Source organism: Myxacorys almedinensis A (assembly GCF_010091945.1).
GTDB lineage: Bacteria > Cyanobacteriota > Cyanobacteriia > Leptolyngbyales > Leptolyngbyaceae > Myxacorys > Myxacorys almedinensis.
Map to the genome: position 1 here is coordinate 105,124 of NZ_WVIE01000011.1, position 14,984 is coordinate 120,107.

Here is a 14,984-nt window from a genome sequence, read left to right on the forward strand (position 1 = left end):
TTCCCTACCCCTGAGAGCCATTTGCTAGAGACGGGGGCTAATCAAAGTTTGCTCTGCTTCTACCTGCAAGCGGCTATGCTGTGCTCTAAACGATCGCACCCAATCAAACCAAGTCTGCAACCCTTCTCCTGTCTTAGCAGAAACCGGAATGATAGTAGCACGAGGATTCATTTGTTGAACGTTTTGTTCAATGCGCCTGACATCAACATCAAGATAGGGGGCTAAATCCATTTTTGTGACTAGCAAACAGTCTGCCTCTTGAAACATGATGGGATATTTCAACGGTTTATCTTCGCCTTCGGTAAGGCTAAGCAGGGCGATTTTGGCATGTTCTCCAACCTCAAATTCAGCCGGACAAACTAAATTACCAACATTTTCAACCAACACTAAATCTAATGCAGAAGGAGTATAGTCGTGCTCAAGCCGATGAATGCCACCCGCAACCATTTTAGAATCGAGGTGACACGATCGACCCGTGTTAATTGCAATTACGGGAACGTCGTATTGGCGCAGGCGATCCGCATCTAGCTCAGTGGTCATATCGCCTTCAATGACCGCGATCGCAAGTTCTGAACTAAGCGCGGCTAGGGTTTTTTCTAGCAACGCGGTTTTACCTGCTCCCGGACTGCTCATCAAGTTAAAGCAAGTAATGCCCCAAGCATCAAAGCAAGCACGATTGTGATCGGCTCCGTCTTGATTGGCGTGGAGTAAATTGATGCCTAAGGCAGCGTCAAATGTTTGGTGCATGGTGGGGGTCACAAAGTAACAGACTGCATTTTATATTCCACTCGATCGATCTTTAGCTCGCGCCCTGATCGAATATCGTCCATTGGCGATCGACAGTCAGGGCAAGCGTACTGAATCCCAATTTCCGGCTCATAGTCTTTTTGGCAAGAGTGACAAAACGCCACCAGAGGGGTTTCCTGAATCACAAGTTTTGCGCCATCTAAAAAGGTGTTACGAGTTTGTACCTCAAATGCAAACTGTAAACTGATTGGCTCAACGCAGGTAAATTTGCCCACAATCAAATGCACATGAGACACATGAGGCTTTTCGGGTTGAGTGTCCCACCAGTCTTTTAGCGTGATGATCAACGCTTTGGTCATATCAGTTTCGTGCATAGATTAAGTCCACTGAACAAGTTCTGGTTCTGCCTGGGCATGAATGTAAGACGGTCTTTCTTTGCGGGGCAGTTGACCTGATAAAACCAGATTTGCCATCGCATCGCAAATCACGCGAGTTGCCATCAGAGCGGTCATATCGCTGACATCATAGGGCGGTGACACTTCTACAACCTCTAGCCCACACACTGGCGCACGGCGAATGATTTTTGCGAGCAGTGCCAACGCTTCACGGGGCAATAAGCCACCGGGTTCGGGCCAGCCCGTACCGGGGACAAATCCTGCATCAATGCAGTCAATATCAAAGCTGATGTACACGCAATCGGTGCCGTCTAGCGCCCGCTCTAGGGCAAACTCGACGGCGGCATCGATTCCCATATCAACAATGTCGGTGACGGTGAGAATGTTGGTGGCGCGATCGCGGCACACTTTCACCCCATCGCGCGGCACTTGCCAACCGCCAATGCCAAGCTGCACCAAGTTTTTAGCTGGCGCATTTTTCATGTTGGTAGCGTGGAACCATGGGCAGGTATGCATCCGCTCATCGAGGTCAGTTTCTTGAGTATCGACGTGGCGATCAAAGTGAATAATTCCAACTTTCTTATCGCCCAAGTGCCGACATACGCCGCGCAACGTTGGGAAGCCAATCGAGTGGTCGCCCCCTAGAATAATGGGGAATGCACCCGAATCAAAGATATGAGCAACGCCTTTAGAAATTTGGTCAAACGACTTTTCGTTGTTTCCAGGAATGGTAAAGATGTCGCCAACGTCACACAGGGTGATCTGCTCACGCAAATCAATACCAAGCTCAAAATTATAGGGAGTGTATAACGCTGAAATCCGCCGGATGCCTTGTGGACCAAAGCGGGTTCCAGGTCGGTAGGTTGTTCCACTGTCGTGGGGCACGCCAACGATCGCCACATCATAGTTGCCAACCTGGCGCACATCTTCCAGGTAAGGCGCTTTCATGAAGGTATTGATGCCTGCGTAGTGAGGTAGTTCTCCCCGTGAGAAGGTCGGAATTCTGCGATCGCGGATACTTTCCGCCCCTTCTAAGCCATATTCTAGACCCCGCGCCACCTCTTGCTGCCAGCCTGTAAGCGGCAGTTGCGTTTCTAGTTCGAGGGCGCGTTGGGCTTGGGAAAGCGGCACTTGCCCATTGCCATCAGGATTTTGAAATAGCGAATCTTCCGTCATAGTGTCAAGCGTGGGTCAGTGGATAGTTTAAAAGCCCAGAAGACGCCGCAGCCCAATAGCTGCTAACTTCTCCCGGGCTTTTCTCCCGCCGTGTGACTGTGGATGACTCTGAGCAAGTCTTCTGACAGCCTGCCTCTCTCGGACCAGACGTGTAAACTACCGCAGTTTCAACCGGAACCCTAGAGGCGCTAATTTTTACGTCTTATGCTCATTCAACTTGTAACAAGACTACCACGATAAAACCGTAGCCGAAATTACAGTTTCTGGCGTTGCTGCATCTAGGGATACGAATCGCTCGATTTGCGCTTACCCTAGAGCGTGTCATCAATTAGATAAACTGGAATCAGCACCCCAGCCAATGAACCCAGCAGAAACGGAATGCTAGCTCGCCGACACGCGCTACGAGATGACCTGTGGGAACGGATTAAAGAGTTATTGCCCGACCGCTTTTCAAAATACTGCTCAGTGAGGCAGAAAAAGAGCAAGCACGAGCAAGATTTGAGCAGCATTTGATCGACATTTTGAGCAGGAAGGGTTTACGCGTTTGTTACAGCCAAAAGCCTAACACTACTTTGGGGAAGTGACAGGACTGACAAGCGCACAACTCCAACAACTACAAGTGGCAAATCGATCGCTCCTCTCACTCCGTGCGGATGACCTTTCGATGATAGGATCTGAACCACAACATTGATAGTGCCCCTATCTTGCATGAGTCGCATTCGCTTTGACCAGTTAGCCAAACAATATCTGGAAGGGTTCCTCGAACCGATCGGTCAGGTACAACGCAACTTAGAAGTGCTGGGGGAATCCAAATTTGTGGATGTCTGGTTCACACCCACCACACCCGCATCTGCATCCAGCCCTGATCTGGGACTGCTCCAGCGCCTGACCACGACTCCTTGTTTGCTCGAACCCTTTCGTAATGCGCCCTCTCGGCAGGAAGTCAGAAGTTGTCTGCTCAAGTTGCTGTGGCTGCAAGAAGACCAGCGCCGCAAACTGGAGCAGGAAGGCAGGACGCAGAGCGAAACGGACTTACCCCGACTTTGGATTCTGGCAGCAATGGTAACGAGACCTGTGGTGGCTGAATTTGGCGGAGCGCTTTGAGCCGATTGGCTGGCTGGGATGTATTTTTTGCCAGAGGGACTCAAAACCGCGATCGTAGCGATCAATCAGTTGCCTTCCACCCCAGAAACGCTGTGGTTGAGGATCTTAGGACGAGATGAAACGCAGCAGCAGGCAATTACGGAATTGCTGGCACTGCCGACGGATGATCCGCGACGATCAAGAGTCTTACAATTGTTAGTGAACTGGCGGATTACACTAGAGATTACGGAAGAGATCACTGAAGAGGGGGGAGAACTGATGGCAGCCTTATCGCAAGCCTATCTGGAGTGGGAACAAAAAACAAAGCAGGAAGGACGACAGGAAGGGGAGCGATCGCTGGTTTTGCGGTTACTGACCCGACGAGTGGCGAAGTGCCTGAAGGGATGCGATCGCAAATAGAAACGTTTTCCCTGGAACAGCTAGAGTCCTTGGGTGAGGCGCTGTTAGAGTTTGAGACGACCCTTGCGGTATCTGCGCAGCAGCGCGCGGATCTAGAAGCTTGGTTGCAACGCGATCCTTCGGAGCTTGGCGAAGCCAATCGCGCAAGTTGAAGGTGAGGGCGATTAACGCAAAGCGCAACTCCCCAGGAACCATGCCTCTTTACACATTACTGAAGCAGCGCCAGAATTTGAACAAAGGTCGCAGGTTAAACAATGGTTGCTTCTCCATCACTTCCTGATAAAGCATTGTAGGATGGTGGAAAGGAGGGAAAATGAATATTTCTGTTATTGATGAGATCATTGAACGGTTAAAAGTAATGCCACAGCATTTACAATGGCAGGTGCTTGAATTTACCCGAACGCTGTCAAGAACTAAAGTTCGAGGGATTGCAGGGAAGCAATTGCTGCGTTTTGCAGGTTCAATTCCTCCTGACGATCTTCAGTTGATACGTGAGGCAATCGAGCAAGACTGCGAACAGGTAGATGTTAATGAGTGGTAGGTACTTACTGGATACTAATATCATCATTGCCCTCTTTGCAGATGAAGCAGTCGTTAAAATCAATCTTGCTCAAGCTGACGAAGTATTTATTCCAAGCCCTGAGATCGGTGAGTTGTGTTACGGTGCAAGAAAATCGAGGCGAACTCAAGAAAATCTAGCAAGGGTTGATGAGTTGGTTGCCGACAGTATAGTGCTTGGGTGTGATGCTGAAACGGCTCGGCATTACGGTGAGGTCAAAAACAAGTTAAGACTCAAAGGTCGTCCGTTACCTGAGAATGATATCTGGATTGCAGCCCTTGGATTACAACATGACTTGATTCTGGTGACACGCGATGCCCATTTTCAAGAGATTGAGAATGGGCAAACAATTGCTTGGTAATTGCTTTTGTACTCGCACCTGCTGACTTGTCACAGAAGCACCGCCGGAATTTAAACCAAGGTGGCAGATGGAAACAGTTCACGGAGTTTTTTGTATGGAAATTCTCCGGTGTCATGACTGATGTACTGTTGCATCAAGTCTAGTAATGGGGCGGCAGTTTCATCGGGGGGCAGATCGGTAATCAGGTAGGTTAGTTTTTGGGGGCTGGAAATGGCGATGACACAACCGTGCTTACATGCCCACATACAACCTACGGACTGGATCTCTAGTTGTAATGATGAAAAATTTTGACTGGATAAGATATTGAGTCGCTCAAATAAACGAGTGCCATAACTTGGTTGGCTTTCTGATATTTTTCCGTCTACACAGTAACAGTATTTACAAACGGAGAGTGTGTGTTTAGTCATACACCTGAATTGCTTTGTACAGGAGAAAGTAGAAGCTTGGGAAGTTGCTCTAGTATCAGAGAATCGGCGATCGGACCACCAATCACGCTCCCCCACAATTGGTAATCAACAAAGTGTACTCGCCCTTCTCTCCATGCGCGAGAATTCTGCAAGAGAGGATTTTTAGCCCATTTTTGTTTGAGTTCTTCTAATGGAACATTGTAAGTGGATTTGCCATCCCAATCATCAAGCCAAGTTTGGACAATGATAATATCTGCATCAAGTTGGGATAGTGTTTCAATGGTGACTTGAGGTCGCACTCCTGACCTTCGTTCCACATCTTTAAGCAACACAGATTGAAACCCAATTTCTTCGAGAAGTTGAACCGAATCTCCACTGTAGCTAATTTCAATATAGTCCATTGATTGGTTGCAAACTACAGTTAGCACTCGCGGGTGACTGTTGACAAGCGGGGCTAATTTAGTGCGAACTTCAGCCAGATGTTGTTTGTGCGAGGCAATAACTTGTTGCACATTGTCTTCACGGTGGAGCGCTTTAGCCAAAATCTGAATGTTTTCTTGCCAATTTTCCTCCTTGTTGTCGATTAACACAGTCGAGGCAATAGCAGACAATAGCTTACTTTCCTGAGATTTCATTCCCAGGATCAAATCTGGCTTGAGTAAAGTCAAACTTTCCAACGAGGGATTATTACGATCGCCTAAATTAATCGGCTGACTTGTGACAAACTTACCCAAGTAAGGAATCTGTTTACTAGGGTTGTCAAATTGGCGCGATCGCACCAAATAAGCGTCTGCATAAGCAGAGGGCTGGGCATCAAGCGCCAGCATCATACTGAGCAACTTTGGTTCTAATGCAGCTATTTTTTGGGGTTGCCCACAAATCGTGGTTTCACCGCCAGCGTGCTTCACGGCTCGGCAATCAGTAGATGGTGATTGGCTACTATCTAAATTACGGCTGTTGGGAATACCACTTTGACAAGCCGTAATTAAGATAACTGTGACAATGACTAAACCAATGTATCGATGCAGAGAAAGTCTCACCTGGCGGCGAAATTCAAAGAACATTATCAACACTCTTTCGTTTATTAAAGTCAGAACTGCATAGAAAAGGAGCCGATGACCGTGAAAGGCGCGCCGGGATAAATTATATTTCTGCCTTGAGCAGTCTCATAGTAAGTTTCATTAAAGAGATTGCGGAAATTTAGGGCTAACTTCCAGTTATCTCGTTTGTAATAGATAGCTGAATCTGCTCTAAAATAGCTGGGCAGAATGCTGGTATTATCCAAGTCGGCATTTCTATCTCCCACGTAGTAAAGTCCTAAACCAAACCCCAAACCCTTTAAATTACCGTTTTGAAGTTCATAGCTTGTCCATAAGCTAGCAGCGTGTTCGGGAACATTAATCAGCCCATTGCCTACAGGAATGTTGTTATCTTCTGAGGTAATCGCATCAATATAGGCGTAAGAGGCGATGATGTTCCAACCTGGAAGAATCTCACCGCCAATGTCCAATTCAATACCTCTACTTCTTTGTTCCCCCACCTGTATAGATAAATCTGGATCGTTGGGATCGGGGGTGACAACATTAGTTTTGGTAATCTGGAAGGCTGCTAGGGTTGCCGAAAGTCGTTGGCTAAGGTCTGCTTTAATACCCACTTCATACTGTGTCCCTCTTGTTGGCTCGAAGGGATCGTTTGTTGCCGAGCGACCGAGAAATCGATCAGGTTGAAATGATTGAGTGTAGCTGGCATAGAGAGAAACTGGTTTAATGGGCTGGTAAACAATACCAACACGAGGACTAAAGGCTGTGAGAGATTCTTCTTCAGGTGTTCCGAAGTCATCTCTGCGGCGGAAAGCATCAAAGCGACCCCCGACTAAAAGCTTGAGATTGTCTGCAAACGTAATTTGATCTTGAAGATAAATTCCTAGAGTATCTCTGCGCGTTGTGTAAGAGAACGTTTGTTCATCAGGTATAGCAGGAAAATCAACATCATAATTCGGATTGAAAATGTCTAGCAGTATAGGGTCTGCCACATCGAACGAGGTATAAGCCCAGTCATTTCTTCTTAGCTCTACCCCAAGCAAGGGTTGATGAACAATCGATCCCGTCTTGAACCGTCCTACTAATTCCGTTTGCAGGGTATAGATCTTTCGTGAGAAGTCGTCGCGACCGACATAAATTGGAGCAAATTGGTCATTTTCTAGCCCATAGCCTCCAATGGCATAAGTCCCTGCCGATTGACCAGACACAAACGAAAACCCATTACGAAGTCGCCAGTCTTCGCTAAATTGATGCTCAAGTCTGTAGCCAACCCGAAAAGTGCTATCGTCATAAACGCTTTGCGGCAGACCGATGAATCGACTAATGGGGATGGGAGCAGGTCTATCTCCAAGGGATGGAAGTCCGCGATCGAAGAGGTAAGTATTGTTCTGATATTCAAGGTCAAAGGTTATTGAAGTGCGATCGCTAATATTCCAGGTAATTACAGGCGCAATAAATACACGTTCGGTAAAGTTAAAATCTCGGAAACTTTCAGCATTTTGATACGCCACATTCAGCCGATATAACAACGAACCATCATCAGTGAGCGGTCCAGAAATATCAAAACTGGGGCGATAGAAAGCATAATTGCCGACATTAAATTCAGCTGAATAATAGGGAGTGCTAAGGGGTTGTTTTGTGACAACATTGATAATTCCTCCCGGTTCAGCTTGACCAAATAGAACAGAAGCCGGTCCTTTGAGGACTTCTATTCGCTCGATATTTGCTGTATCTACTGAAGAGTAAAAGTCATTGTCAGAAAATCCATTGCGGAAATTTCCATCCTGAGCAAAGCCACGAATATTGTATCCGCCCGCATCTGTACCTCCGTAGTTCCCCTCTTTGCGGACACCACTGACATTCTCCAACGCCTCTTGAATCCGCGTTGTCTTCTGGTCTTCTAATATTTGACGCGGAATAACTTGAATCGAACCAGGAATATCCCGGATTGGGGTATCAGTTCTAGTCGCAGTCGTCGCATTCGGCACTCGATAGCCTTGTTGCCCTTCTCCCGTCACCACAATTTCTTCATCGGGTTCATCGGCTTCCGGGTTGAGGCTGTAAGCAAACTCGCCTGTCTTCAACGTCACCTCTGACTTTGGCAGCGCATTGTTGCCACTCACACTGACTCGAATTGTAGTTGCGTCCTGTTGAGTCACACGTACCGAGGCAATATCAGGAGCCGGGTTTTCTGCGCTAAATGCTTGATCATTAGAGAGCGCCAGGACTGCGTTCGGAATCTCTGCAATCAAGCGATCGCTTTCAGTGCGAAAGTTTGTCGCATCGACTTGCAAAGGCTTACCCTCTGCGGTTTCTAGAGTAATTTCTAGCCCAGAGTCTAGGCGATTGAGGGTCACTCCTGTCACTTGAACCGTAGCGGCTTCGATTTGCGCCGTCCACTCTTTAATCGTAGTGGCGGGGCGATCGCGGCGTAAGTTTGCAGAAGAACCTTGCTGCTGCAACGAACGAACCTCCATAACCGAGGCTGCGGATCGATCTACTGTTTCAACTTCCGCCGCTCTTCCCGGTAATGCAAACCCACTCGACAGCACGACCAGCAAGCCGTAAAGCTGAATATTGCCCATCTGTTGCGAAACCTTGCTCATCTTCCCCACACCGCCGCCTAACTAAGAACTATTCTTAAGAAGGTACTGGAAGACGGTCTAGAGTAGTCGATCGTAACTGTTCCCAAACGGATTTTTTTGCTGTCTAGACGGATTTTTTGCTGAGCAGGTAGGACTTTGGATTCACGCCAAACTGTTTACGGAAGGCTTCTGCAAAGCTACTTGGGCTGGCATACCCTACGGTTTGAGCCACTTCTCGAACATTCATGCGCCCCTCAGCAAGCAATTGTCGTGCCGTTTCCATCCGATGCTGATGCAGATAGCCAAACACAGTGGTGCCAAAGACCTGCCGAAACCCTGTTTTGAGCTTGAAATCGTTTAACCCCACCTGACGGGACAGTTCCATCAGCGACGGGGGATTATCGGAATGCTCAGCCATAATATTTTTGGCTAGATGAATGCGATCGATATCATCTAGGTTTAACGAGCAAGATGAATTTCGAGGAGATCGTCCCGGCTCTTTAAGCTGCTCTAGTTTCAATGCAATCAACTCCAAGCACTGACCCTCTAGATAAATTTGTCTCGTTCTTCCTTGAAAGGAGCAGTGTAAAATTTTCTCTAACGTCGATCGCATTGCCGGTGTGATTACATTCGCCTCATCAAAACACGGCTCATCACTGTCTTCAACACATCGTCTAATCTCGATTGGCAGTTCTTCTAAACTCTCGGCGATGAGTTGAAATAAAGTGGCTGGAGCCTCTAGGTCGATGTCTACCTTCAGAATGGGTTCGTTAGCATAGGTTATTGACGTATCCGTTGCTTCATAGGCTCCCCACTCTAAAAAACTCTCGCCAGTTCGCTTACGGTGTCGATTTCCTGATAGGTTAAATCCAAATTCCCACGATGCCCCAACCCCTTCATCTTCAATAACGTACAAATCATGGTGCAGATGATAATTAAATAGGCTCAGATCGATTCCCCGAAACTGAATCGTGCGAATGTATCCCTCTCCCAACTGCTCAGGTATCACCTCGACTCGCTCACAGTAGCCTGAGTGCTGCGACACTAGGGGAGTAGGGTTGCATTCTTTCCACAACTCGTCGTAATCTGTACGGGAAATCGTAATCGCCATGATAAAGTTAGGGACAATTTGCCAGAAAATTCGCTGCTTCTAATGCAACTTATTCTCAGCTGAACTGAGTCAGCCGTCAAGTGTTTCACGCCGCAATGCGCCATTAGCGAGACTGTTGTTGAGCTTGCCAAAGTGATGCGTAGCGATCGCCGCCTTCATCAGTTCTACATCAGTTCCTTCATCTAGCAGCACGATCAGTGCATCTTTGAGAATGGCGCGGACAATCGAAAGGTTTTCAGCGTTAACGTGTTTCGTGAGTTTTTGGTTGAGATCTTCGCTTAAAACAGGTAAGGAATGAGTCGGTTGGTTTGCTGCACATAAGCTTGATATTGATCTCCAAATTGATCCAGCATCATTTGTTCCTCGTTGCCAATTCGAGCAACATAGAGAATGCCAAAGGAGATGATTCCCGCTAAACCTGCAATCCAGTTTGGCAGCAACAATGCCTGAGCAACCCCCCACAACCAAATAGAGGTATACATTGGATGTCGAATCGTTTGATAGATCCCATTAGTAATTAGAGTGTGCCCCTCTCTGATCTGTAAAGTTGGCGACCAGTTTTCTCCTAGATCACGATGAGCGCGCCAAAACAACCAAAGCCCAATCGCAAAAGATAAAACGCCTAATCCATTCGCCCAGAGGGGTAGCTCGTAGTCTGCAAACCTGAGCCAGGGTGAAAAAACATAGAGTAGAGGGAGAACAAACATGCCTAAAAAGACCAACAAGAGTAGCGTTTTTTCCAGAGGTGTTTTGCGATCGTCCGCGATCGTGTTCTGTTTATTTTTCCGTTGGTGAGGTAAGCGAATGGCAGTACTGGCAGCTAATCCAATTAAGTAAATAATCTTCAGTATCACGGTATCCATTAGATTTACCTTTCCTAGTTAACCCGAAACGAACTCACAAAGAGATAAAAACCACTGATGACTAGAATCAGGGTCAACAGCGCTGAAGGCAGCTTAATTAAGTTGCCAACCCAGGGGTGTAGCCATCCGAGAAACCCCTTTTGTTGCAAAAAATTGCCTGCATTGAAACCGTATTTCAGTACCTTTCCTGTGTGAGCATCCATAAACCACTCAAAAAATCGCTGGTGATTCTCAAACCGATAAACTTGAATCAAGGGCAAGTAAGCGATTTCGTCGATCTGGTTTGCAACTGCTGGCGAATGCGCCATGAGGATGCGGGTTGCTTGCTCACGAGAAAGGACGGTGCTGGTATTTGCTGCGGTAGGCTCAGGTGGAAGTTCATCAATAATTGGCAGACCAGCACTGAAAACCCTGGGCACTGCGATCGCTTCAATCACCCAGATTAAAGTTAATCCGATTACATACAGTCCAACCCAACGATGCAACCGTCTTGCTAGTTTAATCAACCATTGTGGATGCCTCATTGCACCTCTCCTAAGATTTAAAACGCTGCTTTCACTTGGATTCCGAACATTCTGCGATCGCCATAAGTTCCAACGGCTTGGGGAGGCGGAAAGAAGTACGCTGAAGTTACATACTCTGTATTCAATAAATTCATAGCAAATAAATAAATTCCCCAGTTACTATTTTCATATCCAATCCGAGCATTCACCAACGCAAACGGATGTTGTTTGAGTTGATTACCATCATCAAAGAAGTATTTTCCTACCCCTTGAAGATCCAATCGAGCAAAAATTCCCCTAACACTGCGATATTGCAAGGCTAGGTTATAGGTGAAATTGGGTGCCAAGGTGAGCCGATTACCGTTAAAGTTTTGACCTGTAAATGGATTCGTATAATCGGTAAACTTAGCATCTGCATAGCCAAAGCCCGCAATCACATCCAGCCCCCGAACGGGTGTTGCTTTGATCTCCAACTCTACTCCGCGAATCCGAGCTTCAGCATTGGCAACGTTTGAAAATGCGCCCGTATTATCCGGGAGCAGCACTTGATAGTTATCCAAGTGGTTGCTAAATGCTGCCAGATTGACGGTGAGTCGATCGTCAAGCCAGGACGACTTGAATCCCAATTCATAATTCCAGGACGTTTCCGAGGCAAAAGTCAGCAGATTGAGTGATTCCGCCTGAGAGTTGAAACCACCCGGTTTATAGCCTCGTGTAATACTGCCATAAGCGCTCACATTCGGATTAAACCGATATTGCGCGGCAAAACGCGGTAGCCAAACCCGATCGCTGGTTTCTACATCACTCACACTCAAACCCGTTGGAACTTTTAGGGACGTTCCAGCAACTTCTAGGTTGCGTTGTCGAGTAATGCGGCTTGTGGTCGATTCGTAGCGCAATCCAGCCGTCAAGGTGAGGGGTTGAATCGGAGTGTAGTCTACCTGACTAAATGCTGCATAGGTGGCTTGATTGGTATCGGCATCTGCGCGGTCAAATCCGGCAAAGGGTAAGCCAAAGGCGGCGGCACCCAGATCACTGAACTGAAGCCCAGACCCCAACACTCTAAACGCTCTTGACTCGAAATATCCCCCAAAGAGCCAGCGCAATTGATTGGCATCTTCAGGCGATTGAATCCGCAACTCCTGGCTCCAAAGGGTTGAGTCAAATTGTGCTTTCCGCCGAATCAAATCGAGCGATGTAAAATCAGAGTCGATCGGGTTGTCTTGGAACGTAAATCGACGGGTGGTAATAGCAGTGGCGCGAAATTTAGGTCCATCGTAGGCAATTTTCAATGCCTGAGTGTTGGTGCTGACCTGGTCGAAGCCATTGAAGTCATAGTCAATTTTGAACGGATCGGATTGATTGAGGGGAACGAGGATAGTGCTGCCATGATCGCTATAGCTAGCATTTGCATTGAACGAAACAGACCATTCCTGATCAGGAGTCCAGAGAATTTGAGCGCGCCCAGATAGACTTGATTTTTCACCCACATTTTCGTTGGTGAATGTGTTTTCAGTAAAGCCATCTCGCGCAATATAAGCCCCAGCTAGCCGAAAGAATAGGCGATCGGGGATTACTGCATCACTCAAAGACAATTGGAGATTACGATTGTTGGAACTGCCATACCCGACTAAGGCTCTCACCTCCGGATCATTACTAGGAGAACGGCTAATGATATTGACGACTCCAGCTTGAGAATTTCTGCCATAAAGCGTACTTTGCGGACCCCGCAACACTTCTACCCGTTCTAAATCAAACAGAGGCACATCAATAAAGCTCGTATAGTCATAAGGCACATCGTCAATGTAGAATCCAACTGCGTCACGAGCAGCAAAGTTGCTGTTTCCCAGTCCTCGAATACTGTAGTTCAAGAAATTGCCGCTCCCTTGAGGCAGCGCAAAGAAGTTGGGGGTGTTCGCCGCTACATCACTAAATGAGTCGATTTGAGCATCCTCAATCGCTTGCCTGGGAATTGCTGTGATACTGATGGGGATGTCCTGCGGATTCTCTGGACGCTTCTGTGCTGTGACGATGACTTCTTCCTCTGGTTCTACTGCCGACACGCTGAGAATCAACCCTGACTGACTTTGAACGATTCTGCCATCGGGAACATCATCAATTCCAACAATGCGAATTTGAATGCTATTAGAATTGCTCCGTTCAACACTAATCGAAGCGATGCCTGCGATCGGATTATCTTGCCGAAACTCCTTACCATCGGCTAATTGAGCATTGGGAATCAGGACGATCAGGGTATTTCCATTCACATCCGCTGTCCCCTGAAGCGCTTTACCTGCATCCGTTTCTAGAACCACCCTCAACTCACCTTCGACTGAATTCAGCCTTACACCCGTTACTCGCACGGGTGCCGCGCCTTCTTCTTGCTTTCCGGTTTCTGCTTCCTCTGCCTGAGACAGCCATTGCTGCACAGTAGATGCAGGACGGTGGAGGTCGTTGATATGAGGTACTTTTGTCTCTCCCTCAATGTTCTGGATAACGGTCTGAGCCAAAGCCGACTGAACTATCAGCAATCCAATCAAAGAAATAAGAGAGCCGCCACTGATTTTGCAACAAGCGCAAAGTAAACCTCTGTTCACACCACTCTCCTCAACAACACCGTTCTGCATTTGGGATTATTGAGAAGAATAAGCATTAAACACTTTGTCTGCAACTCCACGGTGGAGAGTTTTAGCTCCCAGACGGAGAACCATAGGTTCTAAAGCAACTTTCCGTTGAGTCTGTAAGACGTTGGAGTAATTCCAAATTTTTTCTTAAAAGCACCGGAAAACTTGCTTGCATTGGCGTAACCAACCGTTTGCGAAACCTGAGTAATACTCATCCGACTGGTTTCTAGTAATAACCGCGCCCGTTCCATCCGGTACTCGTGTAAGCATCCGAACACTGTCGTACCAAAAACTTGGTGAAAAAGTTGCTTTAACTTGAAGTCGCTCACACAGACGTGCTTTGCCAAAGCAAGCACGGATGGAGGAGCATCGGCATGGCGGAGCAGAATTTCTCTAGCTTGGTGAGCGCAGTCAATATCGCTGGATTTCAACTGGAGCGTTTTTTTGAGATGGGTTGGTTCATGGGTGAGTTGGTCATACTTGAGTGCGATCAGTTCTAATGCTTTACTTTCCAGATAGAACCGTCTGATCATCCCTTGGTAAGGGCAGTTCAGAATTTGGTGAAGCGCGATCGCCATCGCAGGCGTGGTTGATCCTGTTTGCCAGTGAAACCCTGATTCATCTCCCCTGAGAGTTCGCTCTATAGGGGTGGGAAGCGAGGATAATTGCCAATCTGTAAGCGCTCTAAGTTGGTGCGGTGTCATACTGATCTGAACTAAAGATATTTTTTGTCCAGCAGCCAACTCTGTGACTGCCTTATCCTCGCCATGCATTACTCCGAAATGACTATCGCCAGACTTAGCAACCAGATCCGATCCCGAACGGTGAAACGTTCCCCTAAAACGCCCAGACAGACAAAAGCTAAATCCGGCTGAGGAATAAAGTTGTGTTTCCGTCAGCAAACTCAGATGCTCTTGTAGTTCCCACTCGGTGATATGTAGCTCAAATTTATCCCACGGATCGAACCAGCGAATCGACCAGCGACCAAATGGCTGGGATAGCTGGAATGACGTTTCATAATTCTGTACCTGACAGAGGGTGCCTGTCTGTAGCTGCAATTCCTCCAACAACTCTTGAATATTGCTGTAAGAGAGGGAAAGTTTCATCATT

The 14,984-nt window shown here is 47.3% G+C and carries 17 protein-coding genes and 1 riboswitch; of the genes, 5 read left to right on the plus strand and 12 right to left on the minus strand.

The genetic code is table 11. The annotated features are described in order from the left end of the window. Nucleotides 1-24: 24 nt before the first annotated feature. Genes hypB through speB form a run of 3 tightly spaced genes read right to left on the minus strand, consistent with a single transcriptional unit; the run spans nucleotide 25 to nucleotide 2,318 of the window. Nucleotides 25-747 (minus strand): hydrogenase nickel incorporation protein HypB, encoded by a 723-nt coding sequence (gene hypB / locus GS601_RS11415; protein ID WP_162423412.1) that lies wholly within the window; start codon nucleotides 745-747, stop codon nucleotides 25-27. 8 nt (nucleotides 748-755) lie between these two features. Further along, nucleotides 756-1,121, minus strand: coding sequence for a hydrogenase maturation nickel metallochaperone HypA (gene hypA / locus GS601_RS11420; RefSeq protein WP_162423413.1), 366 nt, complete (start codon nucleotides 1,119-1,121; stop codon nucleotides 756-758). Nucleotides 1,122-1,124: 3 nt separating this feature from the next. Further along, nucleotides 1,125-2,318 (minus strand): agmatinase, encoded by a 1,194-nt coding sequence (gene speB / locus GS601_RS11425; RefSeq protein WP_162423414.1) that lies wholly within the window; start codon nucleotides 2,316-2,318, stop codon nucleotides 1,125-1,127. A gap of 67 nt (nucleotides 2,319-2,385) precedes the next feature. Then, nucleotides 2,386-2,512: riboswitch (guanidine-I (ykkC/yxkD leader) on the minus strand. Between the two features lie 514 nt (nucleotides 2,513-3,026). On the opposite strand from speB, the gene GS601_RS22895 reads away from it, so the two are divergent. The 5 genes from GS601_RS22895 to GS601_RS11445 all read left to right on the plus strand — a co-directional run bounded on the left by GS601_RS22895 (nucleotide 3,027) and on the right by GS601_RS11445 (nucleotide 4,741). Then, entirely contained in the window at nucleotides 3,027-3,422 is a 396-nt protein-coding gene (locus GS601_RS22895) for a hypothetical protein (RefSeq protein ID WP_202925020.1), read from the plus strand. A gap of 27 nt (nucleotides 3,423-3,449) precedes the next feature. After that, a complete protein-coding gene (locus GS601_RS23200; protein WP_238393213.1) occupies nucleotides 3,450-3,821 on the plus strand; it encodes a DUF4351 domain-containing protein in 372 nt (123 codons plus the stop codon). Then, the gene (locus GS601_RS23925; RefSeq protein ID WP_420800304.1) at nucleotides 3,710-3,973 is read left to right on the plus strand and encodes a DUF4351 domain-containing protein; all 264 of its coding nucleotides are present in this window, start codon (nucleotides 3,710-3,712) and stop codon (nucleotides 3,971-3,973) included. Before GS601_RS23200 ends, GS601_RS23925 begins: the two co-directional genes overlap by 112 nt. A gap of 161 nt (nucleotides 3,974-4,134) precedes the next feature. After that, nucleotides 4,135-4,362: a hypothetical protein gene (locus GS601_RS11440; RefSeq protein WP_162423416.1), complete on the plus strand. Its 228-nt coding sequence runs from the start codon at nucleotides 4,135-4,137 to the stop codon at nucleotides 4,360-4,362. Further along, the gene (locus GS601_RS11445) at nucleotides 4,346-4,741 is read left to right on the plus strand and encodes a type II toxin-antitoxin system VapC family toxin (RefSeq protein WP_238393214.1); all 396 of its coding nucleotides are present in this window, start codon (nucleotides 4,346-4,348) and stop codon (nucleotides 4,739-4,741) included. The genes GS601_RS11440 and GS601_RS11445 overlap by 17 nt, the downstream gene beginning before the upstream one ends. Before the next feature lie 50 nt (nucleotides 4,742-4,791). Here GS601_RS11445 and GS601_RS11450 read toward each other — a convergent pair whose 3' ends face one another. From GS601_RS11450 to GS601_RS11485, 9 genes are all read right to left on the minus strand, one after another. Then, entirely contained in the window at nucleotides 4,792-5,148 is a 357-nt protein-coding gene (locus GS601_RS11450) for a DUF1636 family protein (protein ID WP_162423417.1), read from the minus strand. Continuing rightward, complete coding sequence (locus tag GS601_RS11455) at nucleotides 5,145-6,212, minus strand: ABC transporter substrate-binding protein (RefSeq protein ID WP_162423418.1); 1,068 nt, start codon at nucleotides 6,210-6,212, stop codon at nucleotides 5,145-5,147. Before GS601_RS11455 ends, GS601_RS11450 begins: the two co-directional genes overlap by 4 nt. Nucleotides 6,213-6,238: 26 nt before the next feature. Further along, a complete protein-coding gene (locus GS601_RS11460) occupies nucleotides 6,239-8,794 on the minus strand; it encodes a TonB-dependent siderophore receptor (RefSeq protein WP_202925021.1) in 2,556 nt (851 codons plus the stop codon). 103 nt (nucleotides 8,795-8,897) lie between these two features. Next, nucleotides 8,898-9,884, minus strand: a complete 987-nt coding sequence (locus tag GS601_RS11465; protein WP_162423419.1) for an AraC family transcriptional regulator — start codon at nucleotides 9,882-9,884, stop codon at nucleotides 8,898-8,900. A 69-nt stretch (nucleotides 9,885-9,953) separates the two neighbouring features. After that, nucleotides 9,954-10,076, minus strand: coding sequence for a hypothetical protein (locus GS601_RS23585; protein WP_274381966.1), 123 nt, complete (start codon nucleotides 10,074-10,076; stop codon nucleotides 9,954-9,956). An 86-nt stretch (nucleotides 10,077-10,162) separates the two neighbouring features. Then, the gene (locus GS601_RS11470) at nucleotides 10,163-10,747 is read right to left on the minus strand and encodes a protein-S-isoprenylcysteine O-methyltransferase (protein WP_162423420.1); all 585 of its coding nucleotides are present in this window, start codon (nucleotides 10,745-10,747) and stop codon (nucleotides 10,163-10,165) included. 14 nt (nucleotides 10,748-10,761) lie between these two features. Next, nucleotides 10,762-11,271: a PepSY domain-containing protein gene (locus GS601_RS11475; protein ID WP_162423421.1), complete on the minus strand. Its 510-nt coding sequence runs from the start codon at nucleotides 11,269-11,271 to the stop codon at nucleotides 10,762-10,764. A 17-nt stretch (nucleotides 11,272-11,288) separates the two neighbouring features. After that, a complete protein-coding gene (locus GS601_RS11480; protein WP_238393215.1) occupies nucleotides 11,289-13,760 on the minus strand; it encodes a TonB-dependent receptor domain-containing protein in 2,472 nt (823 codons plus the stop codon). A gap of 206 nt (nucleotides 13,761-13,966) precedes the next feature. Next, complete coding sequence (locus GS601_RS11485; RefSeq protein ID WP_162423423.1) at nucleotides 13,967-14,983, minus strand: helix-turn-helix transcriptional regulator; 1,017 nt, start codon at nucleotides 14,981-14,983, stop codon at nucleotides 13,967-13,969. Nucleotide 14,984: the final 1 nt, after the last annotated feature.

Coding starts and splice junctions, on each gene's coding strand:
- GS601_RS11450 (WP_162423417.1), bottom strand. CDS start 5,148: ATGACTAAACACACACTCTCCGTTTGTAAATACTGTTACTGTGTAGAC.
- hypA (WP_162423413.1), bottom strand. CDS start 1,121: ATGCACGAAACTGATATGACCAAAGCGTTGATCATCACGCTAAAAGAC.
- GS601_RS11445 (WP_238393214.1), top strand. CDS start 4,346: ATGTTAATGAGTGGTAGGTACTTACTGGATACTAATATCATCATTGCC.
- GS601_RS11455 (WP_162423418.1), bottom strand. CDS start 6,212: ATGTTCTTTGAATTTCGCCGCCAGGTGAGACTTTCTCTGCATCGATAC.
- hypB (WP_162423412.1), bottom strand. CDS start 747: ATGCACCAAACATTTGACGCTGCCTTAGGCATCAATTTACTCCACGCC.
- GS601_RS22895 (WP_202925020.1), top strand. CDS start 3,027: ATGAGTCGCATTCGCTTTGACCAGTTAGCCAAACAATATCTGGAAGGG.
- GS601_RS11485 (WP_162423423.1), bottom strand. CDS start 14,983: ATGATGAAACTTTCCCTCTCTTACAGCAATATTCAAGAGTTGTTGGAG.
- GS601_RS11460 (WP_202925021.1), bottom strand. CDS start 8,794: ATGAGCAAGGTTTCGCAACAGATGGGCAATATTCAGCTTTACGGCTTG.
- GS601_RS11440 (WP_162423416.1), top strand. CDS start 4,135: ATGAATATTTCTGTTATTGATGAGATCATTGAACGGTTAAAAGTAATG.
- GS601_RS11470 (WP_162423420.1), bottom strand. CDS start 10,747: ATGGATACCGTGATACTGAAGATTATTTACTTAATTGGATTAGCTGCC.
- GS601_RS11475 (WP_162423421.1), bottom strand. CDS start 11,271: ATGAGGCATCCACAATGGTTGATTAAACTAGCAAGACGGTTGCATCGT.
- speB (WP_162423414.1), bottom strand. CDS start 2,318: ATGACGGAAGATTCGCTATTTCAAAATCCTGATGGCAATGGGCAAGTG.
- GS601_RS11465 (WP_162423419.1), bottom strand. CDS start 9,884: ATGGCGATTACGATTTCCCGTACAGATTACGACGAGTTGTGGAAAGAA.